Source organism: Pseudomonas sp. H2_D02 (assembly GCF_054677635.1).
The window spans coordinates 6,055,611-6,068,852 of the sequence record NZ_CP162816.1 but is presented as its reverse complement, the minus strand read 5'-3'; the positions used below and the strand labels follow the sequence as shown (position 1 = coordinate 6,068,852).

Below are 13,242 nucleotides of genomic sequence, written 5' to 3'. Positions count from 1 at the left end.
GTGTGTCAATTTGCCGCCCTGAAACTTTCGTCGAATAAGCGGTGCAGATCACATCTGATCTGTTGGCATTGGCGGTTTTTGGTGGGTGTGGATAAGGCCCGGATGGGCCAGAATAGAGAGCCCGGCGAGCCGTCGGGATCGTGGAGAATTGAGTTATGGGGTTTGATCAGATTCGTCAGCGCCGTTTGTCTGACGATATTGTCGAGCGGCTTGAAGGCATGATCCTTGAAGGCACGCTGAAGTCAGGTGAGCGCCTGCCGGCCGAGCGGACCCTGGCCGAGCAGTTCGGCGTATCACGCCCTTCGCTGCGTGAAGCGATCCAGAAGCTGACGGCCAAAGGCTTGCTGATCAGTCGCCAGGGCGGCGGCAACTATGTGGTGGAGTCGCTGGGCTCGACCTTCAGTGATCCGCTGCTGCAACTCTTGGAGAGCAATCCCGAAGCGCAGCGCGACTTATTGGAGTTTCGTCATACCTTGGAAGCATCCTGCGCTTATTACGCAGCACTGCGCGCTACGGAGGTCGACCGCGAGCGACTGACGACCGCGTTCGAAGCGTTGCAGGATTGTTATTCGCGCCACGAAGAAGTGAGTCGGGCAGAGGAGGGTGCGGCGGATGCACGTTTCCACCTGGCGATCGCCGAGGCCAGTCATAACGCGGTCTTGCTGCACACCATTCGCGGACTGTTCGACCTGCTCAAGCGCAACGTGGTGACCAATATCGGTGGCATGTACAAGCAGCGTAGCGAGACGCGCGACATGCTGATCAGTCAGCATCGCGAGCTGTATCAAGCCATCATGGACGGGCACGCGGAGCTGGCGCGGGAAGTCTCCAGCCGACATATCCTGTATGTGCAGGAAGTCCTGGAAGAGGTGCGGCAGGAAGTGCAGCGGATGGCGCGGGCGGAGCGGCGCAAGGGGATCTGATCATGATTGTTGAATCTGTGGGAGCGAGCCTGCTCGCGAAGACGGTCTGTCAGACCCATCTACAGCGGATGTGACGACGCCATCGCGAGCAAGCTCGCTCCCACAAAGATCGAGGGCTTAGTCTTCCTTGCCCTTGTTGCGCACCGCGCGCTGCAACTCGCGACCGGCGTCGCGTTCGCGTTCGGTATCGCGCTTGTCGTATTCCTTCTTGCCCTTGCCCAGGGCAATTTCACACTTGATCAAGTGCTTGCTCCAGTACAGCGACGTGCAGACGCACGCATAACCCTTCTGCTGCACGGAAGCGAAGAGCTTCTCCAGCTCGCGCTTGTTCAGCAGCAGCTTGCGCGAGCGCACCGGGTCGGCGATGACGTGGGTGCTGGCGGTGGTCAGCGGCGTGATATGACTGCCGAGCAGCCACGCTTCGCCGTCCTTGAGCAAGACATAACTGTCGACCAGTTGCGCCTTGCCGGCACGCAAGCTCTTTACTTCCCAGCCGGCCAGGACCATGCCAGCCTCGAAACGTTGTTCGATGAAGTAATCGTGTCGCGCCTTTTTGTTTTGCGCGATGGTCCCTGTGGGGTGTTTCTTCTGTTTAGCCATAGGGGCGGCATTATAGGCAGTTGCGTGCGTGTCGGCTACGGTGAAGCGGTGTGCTTGAGCAGGTTGCGTGAATCCCGGACAATGCGGCCTCTTTTTTGAACGCTTGGGCGTGATCACGATGTCGACAGACAAGGTTTCTGTCCACGGCAGTTGGGCTAGCCGCTGGGTCTTCATACTCGCCGCGACCGGTTCGGCCGTGGGCCTGGGTAGTATCTGGAAGTTTCCGTACATGGTCGGCGTCTATGGCGGCGGAGCTTTCGTATTGATGTTCCTGGCGTGCATCGTCCTCATCGGCGCACCGGTGATGCTGGCGGAAACGTTGATCGGTCGTCGCGCCCGTCAGAGCCCGGCCAACGCCTTGAAGGTGTTGGCGGTAGAGGCAGGGCACTCGCCGAAGTGGTCATGGGGCGCGTTCGCCGGGATGATCACGGCGTTGCTGATCCTGTCCTTCTACAGCGTGGTGGGTGGCTGGTCGCTGGACTACATCATCGACATGGGGCGTGGGGATTTCCACGGTGCGACGCCCGATGAGGTGGGGGCCTACTTCGGCAATGTGATCGCCGATCCGTGGAGGCTGACGCTTTGGCACACACTTTTCCTGGTGCTCTCTGCCGTGGTGATTGCCCGAGGCGTGGTCGCCGGGCTTGAGCGCAGCCTGCGGATCATGATGCCACTCCTGTTCGTGATGATCCTGGTGTTGCTGGGCTACAGCATGACCACGGGCCACTTCATGGAAGGCGTGCATTTCATGTTCGACTTCAAGCCGGAGAAAGTCATGGATGGCTTGTTGCCGGCCATGGGCCACGCATTTTTTTCCCTCAGCGTGGGAGTCGGCTCGATCATGATCTATGGCGCCTACATGCCGAAGAATGCGTCTCTGACCAAGACCGTTGTCGGGGTCGCGTTGCTGGACACCTTTGTATCGTTGTTGGCTGGGGTGGCATTGTTCCCGATTGTGTTTGCCGCCGGCCTGAACCCCAGCGAAGGGCCGGGATTGATGTTCGTCAGCCTGCCTTTTGCCTTCGGCAGCATGGCGTTCGGCCAAGTCATGGGGGTGGTGTTTTTTGTCCTGGTGGCTATCGCAGCCTGGAGTTCAGCCATTTCCCTGCTTGAGCCGATGGTGGCTTATCTTGTGGAACGAACCCGCCTGAGCCGCGCCTGGGTCACCTTCTGGCTGGCCTTTACTTGCTGGTTCGTGGGGCTGGGCACGGTTTTTTCCTTCAATATATGGAAGCAGGCAAAGTTTTTCGTGAACGAAGACGGCCTGTTCCACCTCTACCAGTGGGGAGCTGCCGGGGGACTGGATTTCTTCGGAGTGATTGATTTCTTTACATCGCGGATCATGCTGCCCTTGGGAGGTTTGTGTTTCGTGGTGTTTGCAGGGTGGGTCATGGGGCGCGAAGCCGTACGTGACGAGTTGTCGCTGCGCAGTCCGGTGCTGTTCGCCCTGAGCCTGTTCTTGATGCGCTATGTGGCGCCCATCGGCATTCTTGTAGTGTTTGCCGCCCAGCTGTGGAAGTGACGCTTGCATGACGACACATATTCAACGCTCGGCCTTGCTGCCTTATCCGGCGCAGGTGCTCTATGACCTGGTCAACGACGTGGCGAGTTATCCGCAGTTCCTGCCGTGGTGCTCGTCCGCCGAGGTGCTCGAAAGCTCCGAAACCCATATGCGCGCCAGTCTCAATGTCGCCAAGGGTGGATTGAGCCAGCATTTCGTCACTCGCAATACCTTGGTGCCGGGACAATCCATCGAGATGAACCTCGAAGAAGGCCCTTTCAATCAGCTTCATGGCGTATGGGTGTTCAAGCCGCTTGGCGAGAAGGCCTGCAAGATCAGCCTGGACCTGTCATTTGATTATGCCGGGCCACTGGTACGTGCGACGCTGGGCCCGCTGTTCAATCAGGCGGCCAATACCTTGGTTGACGCGTTTTGCCAGCGGGCCAAGCAAAACGCCGAGCTCAAGCGTTGATCGAGATAGAAGTGGTGTATGCCGCTACCGATCGCCAGGTCTTGCGCTCATTCAAGGTCGACGAAGGAACGTCTGTTCGCGCCGCATTGATCGTGTCGGGCGTTGCCGAGGAGTTTCCGGAGCTGGACCTGACCACTTGCCCTGTCGGGATTTTTGGCAAAGTGGTTGCCGATCCGGACCGGCAGGTGGTCCAGCCGGCGGATCGGCTTGAGATTTATCGACCTTTGCTGGCTGATCCGAAGGAAATTCGGCGCCTGCGTGCGGCCAAGGCCGCCCAGGCGCGTCAGGCGGATCAATAGCCGGACTGAATTGCAGGCATGAAAAAACCCGGCATGCCGGGTTTTTTCTTGTCGCGATTTATTGCGGTGACGTATCCAGTGGCTCCGGAGTCGGCACAGGCACGGTCTCGACTTTGTCCACGTCTTTCTGGATCTGATCCAGCAGCGAACCTGGCTTGGCCGGTTTTTCCGGTTTTGGCTGTTCGGCGTTCTGGGTCGGGTCGGTCACGGTCGTGCCGCTGTCCTTGCCCATGATGGCTTCATCGCGGCTTACGCCCGGCATGAAATCACCCGACAGGCTGACAAGCTGATCATTGGCATTGAAGATAACGCTGATGCGTTCTTGTTGCCGCTCACCGCCACCTGGCTGCAAGCTGTACAGGTAATCCCAGCGATCGGCATGGAACGTGTCGGTCAGCAGGGGGTTGCCCATGATAAACCGTACTTGCCGACGGGTCATTCCCGGGCGTAACTGGTCTATCATGTCCTGCGTGACGACATTGCCCTGCTGGATGTCGATTTTGTAAACCCCGGGGAATGAACAACCGGCGAGTGCGAGCAGTCCCACGAAGGTGAAACTGGTTAGCAAGAGCTTGGTGTTTTGCATCGGTGGGCGACTTCCACTATCTTGGCTGGGACAACGTAAACGCCGATCATACCCGCAATAAGAGAAGCTGCGAAGCAGCATCGCGAGAAAGCTGACCATGGTTGAAAATAGCGAACTACGCAAAGCCGGCCTCAAAGTGACCCTGCCAAGGGTCAAGATTCTGCAAATGCTCGATTCCGCAGAGCAACGCCACATGAGTGCCGAAGACGTCTACAAGGCGCTCATGGAAGCTGGCGAGGACGTCGGTCTGGCCACGGTTTACCGTGTTCTGACTCAGTTCGAAGCTGCGGGGCTGGTGGCTCGTCATAATTTTGATGGCGGTCATGCTGTCTTTGAATTGGCTGACGGTGAACACCATGACCATATGGTGGATGTGGAAACCCGTGAAGTTATCGAGTTCGTCAGTCCTGAAATCGAGAAGCTGCAAAAAGCGATTGCTGAGGAGTATGGTTTCGAGCTGATCGATCACCATCTCGTCTTGCACGTGCGCAAGCGCAAATAAGCTCGTCGCGGGATTTAAATACTCCCAAAACGAAAGAAGGCGACCCTCGGGTCGCCTTCTTGCTTTGCGGTGTCCTTTAGATTTTTGCCGCGATCACCATTTTCTTAGCGTGCGCCAAGGACTCCTTGGTCAGGTCGATGCCCCCCAGCATCCGCGCCACTTCTTCCACGCGTTCATGCTTGTTGAGCTTGGACACGGCGGTGCGAGTAGCGTCTTCACCGCGCACCTTGTGCACAAACAGGTGCTGGTGTCCCTGGGCTGCGACCTGGGGCAGGTGGGTAACGGTCAGGACCTGGCCGCGTTCGCCCAGCCTGCGGAGCAATTGGCCGACAATTTCCGCTGTCGGACCGCCGATCCCTACGTCCACTTCGTCAAATACCAATGTAGGTACTCGTGAGGTTTGTGCGGTGATGACCTGGATAGCCAGGCTGATGCGTGACAGCTCGCCCCCGGACGCCACTTTGGCCAGCGCCTTGAGCGGCTGTCCGGGGTTGGCGCTGACTAGCAGCTCGACCTGTTCCAGTCCGTTGGGCAGGAGTTCGTCGCCGGCGTTGGGGTGCAGCTCGATGGTAAAACGCCCGCCTGGCATGCCCAGCCGCTGGATTTCCTGCTCCACGGCATTGGCCAGCCCTGTCGCGGCCTGGCGGCGCAGTTGGCTGAGCTCAGTGGCTTTTTCCTGATAATGACGCGCGTAGGACGCCAGTTCGTCGCCGAGGCGCTCGATGGATTCATCATTGGCGTTCAGGGTTTCAAGTTCTTCCAGCAGGCGTTGCTGCAGCTCGACGACATCGGTCGGCTGGACGCGGTGCTTGCGGGCGAGCGTGTAAATGGTATCCAGGCGTTCTTCGAGGTATTGCAGGCGTGCCGGGTCGGCGTCGAAATGATCGAGGAACCGGTTCAGCTCGCCGACGGCTTCCTCGACCTGTATCTGTGCGCTGGTCAGCAGGTTCGTTGCTTCGTTCAGGGCGCCTACGGAGTTGCTGACGCTGGATAGCCGGTTCAGGCTCGCTGTCAGGGCGTTGAGCACATTGCCTGAATCGCTTTCGCTGCACTGTTCAACGACCTGGCGGCAAATACCCAGCAGCGCCTCGGCGTTGGTCAGGTTCTTGTGTTCCTGTTCCAATTCCTCCAGCTCGTTTTCACCCAGGGCCAGGTTCTCCAGCTCTTCCAGCTGGTAGCTCAACAACTGGTGACGAGCGCGCTGTTCGTCGCCAGAGTTGGAGAGGCGATCCAGTTCCTGCCGGGTTTGCCGCCAGCGCTGGGCGGCCAGTTGAACCTGGCGCGCCAGGTCTGTGGCGCCTGCGTATTCGTCGAGCAGTCGGCGATGGGTATCGGTCTTGAGCAGGGATTGATGTTCATGCTGGCTGTGAATATCAATCAGCAGCTCACCCAGGGCCTTGAGGTCGCCCAACGGGCAGGGCGTGCCATTGATATAGCCTCGGGAGCGGCCCTCGGCGGTGATGACCCGGCGCAGGATGCACAGGCCATCGGTGTCCAGGTCGCGCTCGGCCAGCCACGTGCTGGCTTCGGGAATATCGACCAGATCGAAGGTTGCCAGGATGTCGGCCTTGTCCGCTCCGGGACGCACCACGCCGCTGTCGGCACGGTCACCCAGCGTCAGGCCCAGGGCGTCGAGCATGATCGACTTGCCCGCGCCGGTTTCACCGGTAATCACGCTCATGCCCCGATCGAGTTCGAGGTCGAGATGTTCGACGATGGCGTAGTTGTGTACGGACAGGTGCACCAGCATAAGGCCGCTCCCAGGCTTTAGGTCTGGTTATTTATACAGTGTTTTGTTTCGGGCTGACAATGCCTGCGCTTAGCTCGATTTGCTTGGGACGGCGAAATTCTTAGTGCTTCGAGGAATGACCATGCTGCTGCCTTTTGTAGGGTTAATTCGTCAGATGACCCTTGAAGCTTGAAAACCCGGCCCCATATATCGGGGCAGAAGCGCGAGTCGAGCTCGCGGACGAAGTTGAAAGGAGAAATCTATGGCTGACGAACAGACGCAGGACACGCAAAATCTAGACTCCAATCAGGCTCCCCAGGACTCGGGTGAAGACCTGTCGGCACGTGTACAAGTGCTCGAGGAGCAACTGGCCGGTGCGCAGGATCAGGCGTTGCGTGTAGCAGCCGATCTGCAGAACGTTCGCCGTCGCGCCGAGCAAGACGTAGAGAAGGCCCACAAGTTTGCCTTGGAGCGTTTCGCCGGCGACCTGCTGCCGATCATCGACAGCCTGGAGCGCGGTCTGGAACTGTCCAACCCGGACGACGAGAACATCCGTCCGATGCGTGAAGGCATCGAGCTGACCCTGAAAATGTTCCAGGACACCCTCAAGCGCTATCAGCTTGAAGCGATCGATCCACACGGCGAACCCTTCAACGCCGAACATCACCAGGCGATGGCGATGCAGGAAAGTGCGGATGTCGAGCCAAACAGCGTGCTGAAGGTTTTCCAGAAGGGCTACCTGCTCAACGGCCGTTTGCTGCGCCCGGCCATGGTTGTGGTCAGCAAGGCGCCAGCTCCGGTTTCGCCTTCTATTGATGAGCAGGCTTGAAATCGGGCGCAACGGCCCCATTAAGAAGTCAAGCGTTTAAGTACTACCGCAGTTAGCCACCACTGCTGCGGCAACAAAATTCAAGTTCCGGGAGAGTTAACATGGGCAAGATTATCGGCATCGACCTGGGGACCACCAACTCGTGCGTCTCCGTGCTGGAAAACGGCAAGGCCAAGGTTATTGAAAACGCTGAAGGCGCGCGCACCACGCCGTCGATCATCGCATACGCCAACGACGGCGAGATCCTGGTGGGCCAGTCCGCCAAGCGTCAGGCTGTGACCAATCCGCATAACACCCTGTACGCGGTCAAGCGTCTGATCGGTCGCAAGTTCGACGAAGAAGTTGTTCAGAAAGACATCAAGATGGTGCCTTACAAAATCGCCAAGGCTGACAATGGCGACGCCTGGGTTGAAGTGAACGGCCAGAAAATGGCCCCGCCACAGATCTCGGCAGAAATTCTGAAGAAGATGAAGAAGACCGCCGAAGACTATCTCGGCGAAGCGGTGACTGAAGCGGTCATCACTGTCCCTGCCTATTTCAACGATAGCCAGCGCCAGGCGACCAAAGACGCCGGCCGCATCGCAGGCCTGGACGTAAAACGTATCATCAACGAACCTACCGCGGCGGCTCTGGCCTACGGCATGGACAAGGCCAAGGGCGATCACACCGTGATCGTTTATGACCTGGGTGGCGGTACTTTCGACGTTTCCGTGATCGAAATCGCGGAAGTCGACGGTGAGCACCAGTTCGAAGTGTTGGCCACCAACGGTGACACCTTCCTCGGTGGTGAAGACTTCGACATCCGCCTGATCGACTACCTCGTCGACGAGTTCAAGAAAGAAAGCGGCATGAACCTCAAGGGTGACCCGCTGGCCATGCAGCGCCTGAAAGAGGCCGCTGAAAAAGCCAAGATCGAACTGTCCTCGAGCCAGTCGACCGACGTGAACCTGCCGTACATCACTGCAGACGCTACCGGTCCTAAGCACCTGAACGTAAAAATCTCCCGCGCCAAGCTCGAAGCGCTGGTGGAAGACCTGGTTCAGCGCACCATCGAACCTTGCCGCATTGCGATGAAGGATGCCGGTATCGACGTGGGTTCGATCAACGACGTGATCCTGGTCGGCGGTCAGACCCGTATGCCACTGGTGCAGAAGCTGGTTACCGATTTCTTCGGTAAAGAAGCTCGCAAGGATGTGAACCCTGACGAAGCCGTTGCCATGGGTGCAGCTATCCAGGGCGCCGTTCTCGCCGGTGACGTGAAAGACGTTCTGCTGCTGGACGTAAGCCCGCTGACCCTGGGTATCGAAACCATGGGTGGCGTGATGACCGCGCTGATCGAGAAAAACACCACGATTCCTACCAAGAAATCCCAGGTGTTCTCGACTGCCGATGACAACCAGAGCGCCGTGACCATCCACGTTCTGCAAGGCGAGCGCAAGCAAGCTGCCCAGAACAAGTCCCTGGGCAAGTTCGACCTGGCCGAGATTCCACCGGCACCACGTGGCGTGCCACAGATCGAAGTGACCTTCGACATCGACGCCAACGGCATCCTGCACGTCGGTGCGAAAGACAAGGCGACCGGCAAGACCCAGTCGATCGTGATCAAGGCCAACTCCGGTCTGTCCGAGGAAGAAATTCAGCAAATGGTCCGCGATGCTGAAGTCAACGCCGAGGAAGACCGCAAGTTCGAAGAGCTGGCAAGCGCTCGCAATCAGGGTGACGCTCTGGTGCACTCGACTCGCAAGATGGTTGCCGATGCTGGCGAGAAAGTGACCGCTGAAGAGAAAACCGCTATCGAGGCAGCCGTGGTTGCCCTTGAAGCGGCTGTCAAAGGTGACGACAAGGCGGCCATCGAGGCGAAGATCGAAGAATTGTCGAAAGTCTCCGCTCCAGTGGCTCAGAAGATGTACGCCGAACAGGCTCAGCCAGCTGAAGGCGCCGCGCAGCAAGGCGAATCGGCTGAAAAAGCCGACGACGTCGTCGACGCTGAGTTCGAAGAAGTGAAAGACAACAAGTAATCGCTTGTTGGTCGGCCGGTTGACTGCATTTGTGCGGTGGCTGGTAGGATGTCGCCGCGCGGGAGCTTGCTCCCGCGTTGGCGTGTCTGGAGCCAGCGAATTTTTACAACATGCGACAGTGTTCGGGTGTTGGCGGTGTGTTCGGGAATGCTCCTGCTTTTCGGGCGATGAGCACCGCATTTTGGCCGGGGCCCTGGCTGAAAGATTTGGATTGTAGGAGACGTCGCGCAGGCACTTTTCCTACAAAGCCTACGACCAGGATCGTTGAATTGACGTGAGTTGGGTCCGGGCCTGTATTGGGGCTCAACGAGTTTGGCAAGGTTCAGGAGAGGTTTGCCGAACGTCCTATAAGAGTGCAAAGACTAATGGCAAAGCGTGATTTTTACGAAGTATTGGGTGTCGAGCGCGGTGCCAGCGAGGCAGAGCTGAAAAAGGCTTATCGTCGCCTGGCGATGAAGCATCACCCGGACCGTAATCCCGGCGACAAAGCGTCGGAAGAGATGTTCAAGGAAGCCAACGAGGCTTACGAAGTCCTGTCCGACTCCAGTAAGCGCGCGGCCTACGACCAGTACGGTCATGCCGGTGTCGACCCAAGCATGGGCGGCGGTGGCGCCGGTTTCGGCGGCCAGAACTTCTCCGACATCTTCGGCGATGTTTTCAGCGATTTCTTCGGCGGTGGTCGCGGCGGTGCCCGTGGTGGCGCCCAGCGTGGCAGTGACCTGCGCTACACGCTGGAGCTTAACCTGGAAGAAGCGGTGCGCGGCACGACGGTCAATATCCGTGTCCCGACGCTGGTCAACTGCAAGCCGTGCGATGGCTCGGGGGCCAAGAAGGGTTCCTCGCCCGTGACCTGCCCGACCTGTGGCGGTATCGGCCAGGTTCGCATGCAGCAGGGCTTCTTCTCGGTCCAGCAGACCTGCCCGCGGTGTCACGGTCAAGGCAAGATCATTTCCGACCCGTGCGACTCCTGCCACGGCGAAGGGCGCGTCGAAGAATACAAGACGCTGTCGGTCAAGGTGCCGGCCGGTGTCGATACTGGCGACCGCATTCGCTTGTCTGGCGAAGGCGAGGCGGGGGCCCAGGGCGGCCCGACGGGCGATTTGTACGTCGTGATCAATGTGCGCGAGCACGCGATCTTCCAGCGCGACGGCAAGCACCTGTTCTGTGAAGTGCCGATCAGCTTTGTCGATGCAGCCTTGGGTGGCGAGCTTGAGATCCCAACCCTCGACGGTCGCGTCAAGCTGAAGATCCCTGAAGGCACGCAGACCGGCAAACAGTTCCGGATTCGCGGCAAGGGCGTCGCGCCAGTGCGTGGCGGTGGTGCGGGCGACCTGATGTGCCGTGTAGCGGTGGAAACCCCGGTCAACCTGAGCCGGCGCCAGCGTGAGTTGCTTGAGGAGTTCCGCAGCTCCCTTGCGGATGACAACAGCCACTCGCCAAAAACCACTGGCTGGTTCGAAGGCGTGAAGCGCTTCTTCGGCGATCTCTAAGGAGTCCGCATGCGACGTATAGCAGTGATGGGCGCCGCCGGGCGCATGGGCAAGGCGTTGGTCGAGGCGGTGCAGCAGCGTTCGCCGCTGTCGGGACTGACGGCTGCCATCGTCCGGCCTGACAGCACCCTGGTCGGAGCCGACGCTGGCGAATTGGCCTCGATTGGGCGTATCGGCGTGCCGATGTCTGGTGGACTGGAAAAGGTGATCGACGAATTTGACGTCCTCATTGATTTCACCTTGCCGGAAGTCATGCTGAAGAACCTTGCCGTCTGCCGCAAGGCAGGCAAGGCCATGGTTATCGGTACGACCGGTCTGGATGCGGCCCAGAAGCAGTTGCTGGCCGAAGCTGGCAAGGACATTCCAATCGTGTTCGCGGCGAATTTCAGCGTGGGCGTGAACCTGTCGCTCAAATTGCTCGACTTGACGGCGCGGGTCCTGGGTGACGATGCGGATATCGAAATCATCGAGGCCCATCACCGGCACAAGATCGATGCGCCTTCGGGAACGGCCTTGCGCATGGGTGAAGTAATTGCCGATGCGCTGGGGCGGGATCTGCGGCAGGTCGCCGTGTATGGGCGCGAGGGGCATACCGGTGCTCGCGAGCGCGACACCATCGGCTTCGCGACCGTGCGTGGTGGTGACGTGGTGGGTGACCATACCGTGTTGTTCGCCACCGAAGGCGAGCGCCTGGAGATCACCCACAAGGCGTCGAGCCGGATGACCTTCGCCAAGGGCGCCGTGCGTGCCGCGTTGTGGCTGGATGGGCGCGAGCCTGGTTTGTACGACATGCAGGACGTTCTCGACCTGCGTTGATGTCCCTGGAGGTGGGGTTCAGGTTATACTGAGCCCCGTTTTACACCGCTTCGCGACGGCCTGTCGCATTCCCCTGCCTTTAAGGCTCATTAGCGGTGGACCAAAAAAGCCTTTTTCTGTAAGCTACAGCTTTAGTGTGTCCACTAAAAGCGCGCAGAATAATTCAGTGAACAAGCGGGGTGACGTGTCCATACGTCACTCCGCTTTTTTACAACCTGCGATCGCCCTTTCAGGCTTTATTTACGGGAGGTCTTCTTGACTAAGCCAGCCATACTCGCCCTTGCTGATGGCAGCATTTTTCGCGGCGAAGCCATTGGAGCCGACGGTCAGACCGTTGGTGAGGTGGTGTTTAACACCGCAATGACCGGCTATCAGGAAATTCTTACCGATCCTTCCTACGCCCAGCAAATCGTTACCCTGACTTACCCGCACATCGGCAACACCGGCACCACGCCGGAAGACGCCGAGTCCGATCGTGTCTGGTCCGCCGGCCTGGTCATTCGTGACTTGCCGCTGGTAGCGAGCAACTGGCGTAACACGATGTCCCTGTCCGATTACCTGAAAGCCAACAACGTCGTGGCGATCGCCGGTATCGACACCCGTCGCCTGACCCGCATCCTTCGGGAAAAAGGCGCGCAGAACGGCTGCATCATGGCCGGCGACAACATTTCCGAAGAAGCCGCCATCGCCGCTGCCCAGGGTTTTCCTGGCCTCAAGGGCATGGACCTGGCGAAAGTCGTCAGCACCAAGACGCAGTACGAGTGGCGCTCCACGGTCTGGGACCTGAAGACCGACAGTCACGCGACGATCGAGGCTTCCGAACTGCCGTACCACGTGGTGGCGTACGACTACGGCGTCAAGCTGAACATCCTGCGCATGCTGGTCGAGCGTGGCTGCCGCGTCACCGTGGTTCCGGCGCAAACCCCGGCCGCCGACGTCCTGGCCCTCAAGCCCGACGGCGTGTTCCTGTCCAACGGCCCGGGTGACCCGGAGCCTTGCGACTACGCGATCCAGGCGATCAAGGACGTGCTGGAAACCGAGATCCCGGTATTCGGTATCTGCCTCGGTCACCAGTTGCTGGCCCTCGCTTCGGGCGCCAAGACCCTGAAAATGGGCCACGGCCACCACGGTGCGAACCACCCGGTCCAAGACCTGGACACCGGCGTGGTGATGATCACCAGCCAGAACCACGGTTTTGCCGTGGATGAAGCGACCCTGCCGGCCAACGTTCGCGCGATCCACAAGTCGCTGTTCGACGGCACGCTGCAAGGTATCGAGCGTACCGACAAGAGCGCGTTCAGCTTCCAGGGCCACCCTGAAGCGAGCCCGGGCCCGAACGATGTGGCGCCGCTGTTCGATCGCTTCATCAATGAGATGGCCAAGCGACGCTGACCGCGCGAAGCCCGAGGGCGGCCCCGAACGCGGTGGCCCCCACGGGCGCTTCAAAGATTGTTCGACGGCCTAGCCGACTGACCTG

General features: G+C 59.3%; 13 protein-coding genes. 10 read left to right on the top strand and 3 right to left on the bottom strand.

Annotated elements, in window-relative coordinates; genetic code table 11:
* Window positions 1-155 precede the first annotated feature (155 nt).
* A complete protein-coding gene (locus AB4N42_RS27805; RefSeq protein ID WP_030139769.1) occupies window positions 156-923 on the top strand; it encodes a GntR family transcriptional regulator in 768 nt (255 codons plus the stop codon).
* Between the two features lie 117 nt (window positions 924-1,040).
* Here the strand turns inward: AB4N42_RS27805 and smpB are convergent, their stop codons facing one another.
* Window positions 1,041-1,523 (bottom strand): SsrA-binding protein SmpB, encoded by a 483-nt coding sequence (smpB, locus tag AB4N42_RS27800; RefSeq protein WP_030139770.1) that lies wholly within the window; start codon window positions 1,521-1,523, stop codon window positions 1,041-1,043.
* Between the two features lie 118 nt (window positions 1,524-1,641).
* On the opposite strand from smpB, the gene AB4N42_RS27795 reads away from it, so the two are divergent.
* The 3 genes from AB4N42_RS27795 to AB4N42_RS27785 are packed head-to-tail and all read left to right on the top strand — an operon-like array spanning window position 1,642 to window position 3,795.
* Complete coding sequence (locus AB4N42_RS27795) at window positions 1,642-3,045, top strand: sodium-dependent transporter (RefSeq protein WP_407682821.1); 1,404 nt, start codon at window positions 1,642-1,644, stop codon at window positions 3,043-3,045.
* A 7-nt stretch (window positions 3,046-3,052) separates the two neighbouring features.
* Window positions 3,053-3,496: a type II toxin-antitoxin system RatA family toxin gene (locus AB4N42_RS27790; RefSeq protein WP_460115607.1), complete on the top strand. Its 444-nt coding sequence runs from the start codon at window positions 3,053-3,055 to the stop codon at window positions 3,494-3,496.
* Window positions 3,493-3,795, top strand: coding sequence for an RnfH family protein (locus AB4N42_RS27785; protein ID WP_217861233.1), 303 nt, complete (start codon window positions 3,493-3,495; stop codon window positions 3,793-3,795). The genes AB4N42_RS27790 and AB4N42_RS27785 overlap by 4 nt, the downstream gene beginning before the upstream one ends.
* Window positions 3,796-3,853: 58 nt before the next feature.
* Here the strand turns inward: AB4N42_RS27785 and AB4N42_RS27780 are convergent, their stop codons facing one another.
* Window positions 3,854-4,381, bottom strand: coding sequence for an outer membrane protein assembly factor BamE (locus tag AB4N42_RS27780; RefSeq protein WP_030139774.1), 528 nt, complete (start codon window positions 4,379-4,381; stop codon window positions 3,854-3,856).
* 97 nt (window positions 4,382-4,478) lie between these two features.
* On the opposite strand from AB4N42_RS27780, the gene fur reads away from it, so the two are divergent.
* Entirely contained in the window at window positions 4,479-4,883 is a 405-nt protein-coding gene (gene fur / locus AB4N42_RS27775; protein ID WP_030139775.1) for a ferric iron uptake transcriptional regulator, read from the top strand.
* Between the two features lie 76 nt (window positions 4,884-4,959).
* Here the strand turns inward: fur and recN are convergent, their stop codons facing one another.
* Window positions 4,960-6,633: a DNA repair protein RecN gene (gene recN / locus AB4N42_RS27770; RefSeq protein WP_030139776.1), complete on the bottom strand. Its 1,674-nt coding sequence runs from the start codon at window positions 6,631-6,633 to the stop codon at window positions 4,960-4,962.
* 241 nt (window positions 6,634-6,874) lie between these two features.
* Between recN and grpE the strand changes: the two genes are divergently transcribed.
* The 5 genes from grpE (at window position 6,875) to carA (ending at window position 13,157) form a co-directional block, all read left to right on the top strand.
* Window positions 6,875-7,441: a nucleotide exchange factor GrpE gene (gene grpE / locus AB4N42_RS27765; RefSeq protein ID WP_460115606.1), complete on the top strand. Its 567-nt coding sequence runs from the start codon at window positions 6,875-6,877 to the stop codon at window positions 7,439-7,441.
* Between the two features lie 101 nt (window positions 7,442-7,542).
* Entirely contained in the window at window positions 7,543-9,459 is a 1,917-nt protein-coding gene (gene dnaK / locus AB4N42_RS27760; RefSeq protein ID WP_030139778.1) for a molecular chaperone DnaK, read from the top strand.
* A gap of 365 nt (window positions 9,460-9,824) precedes the next feature.
* Window positions 9,825-10,949 carry a molecular chaperone DnaJ gene (gene dnaJ / locus AB4N42_RS27755; protein WP_030139779.1) on the top strand — a complete coding sequence of 375 codons (1,125 nt, stop codon included), beginning with the start codon at window positions 9,825-9,827 and terminating at the stop codon, window positions 10,947-10,949.
* Window positions 10,950-10,958: 9 nt separating this feature from the next.
* Entirely contained in the window at window positions 10,959-11,765 is an 807-nt protein-coding gene (dapB, locus tag AB4N42_RS27750; protein ID WP_198797620.1) for a 4-hydroxy-tetrahydrodipicolinate reductase, read from the top strand.
* A gap of 255 nt (window positions 11,766-12,020) precedes the next feature.
* Complete coding sequence (carA, locus tag AB4N42_RS27745; RefSeq protein ID WP_030139781.1) at window positions 12,021-13,157, top strand: glutamine-hydrolyzing carbamoyl-phosphate synthase small subunit; 1,137 nt, start codon at window positions 12,021-12,023, stop codon at window positions 13,155-13,157.
* Window positions 13,158-13,242 lie beyond the last annotated feature (85 nt).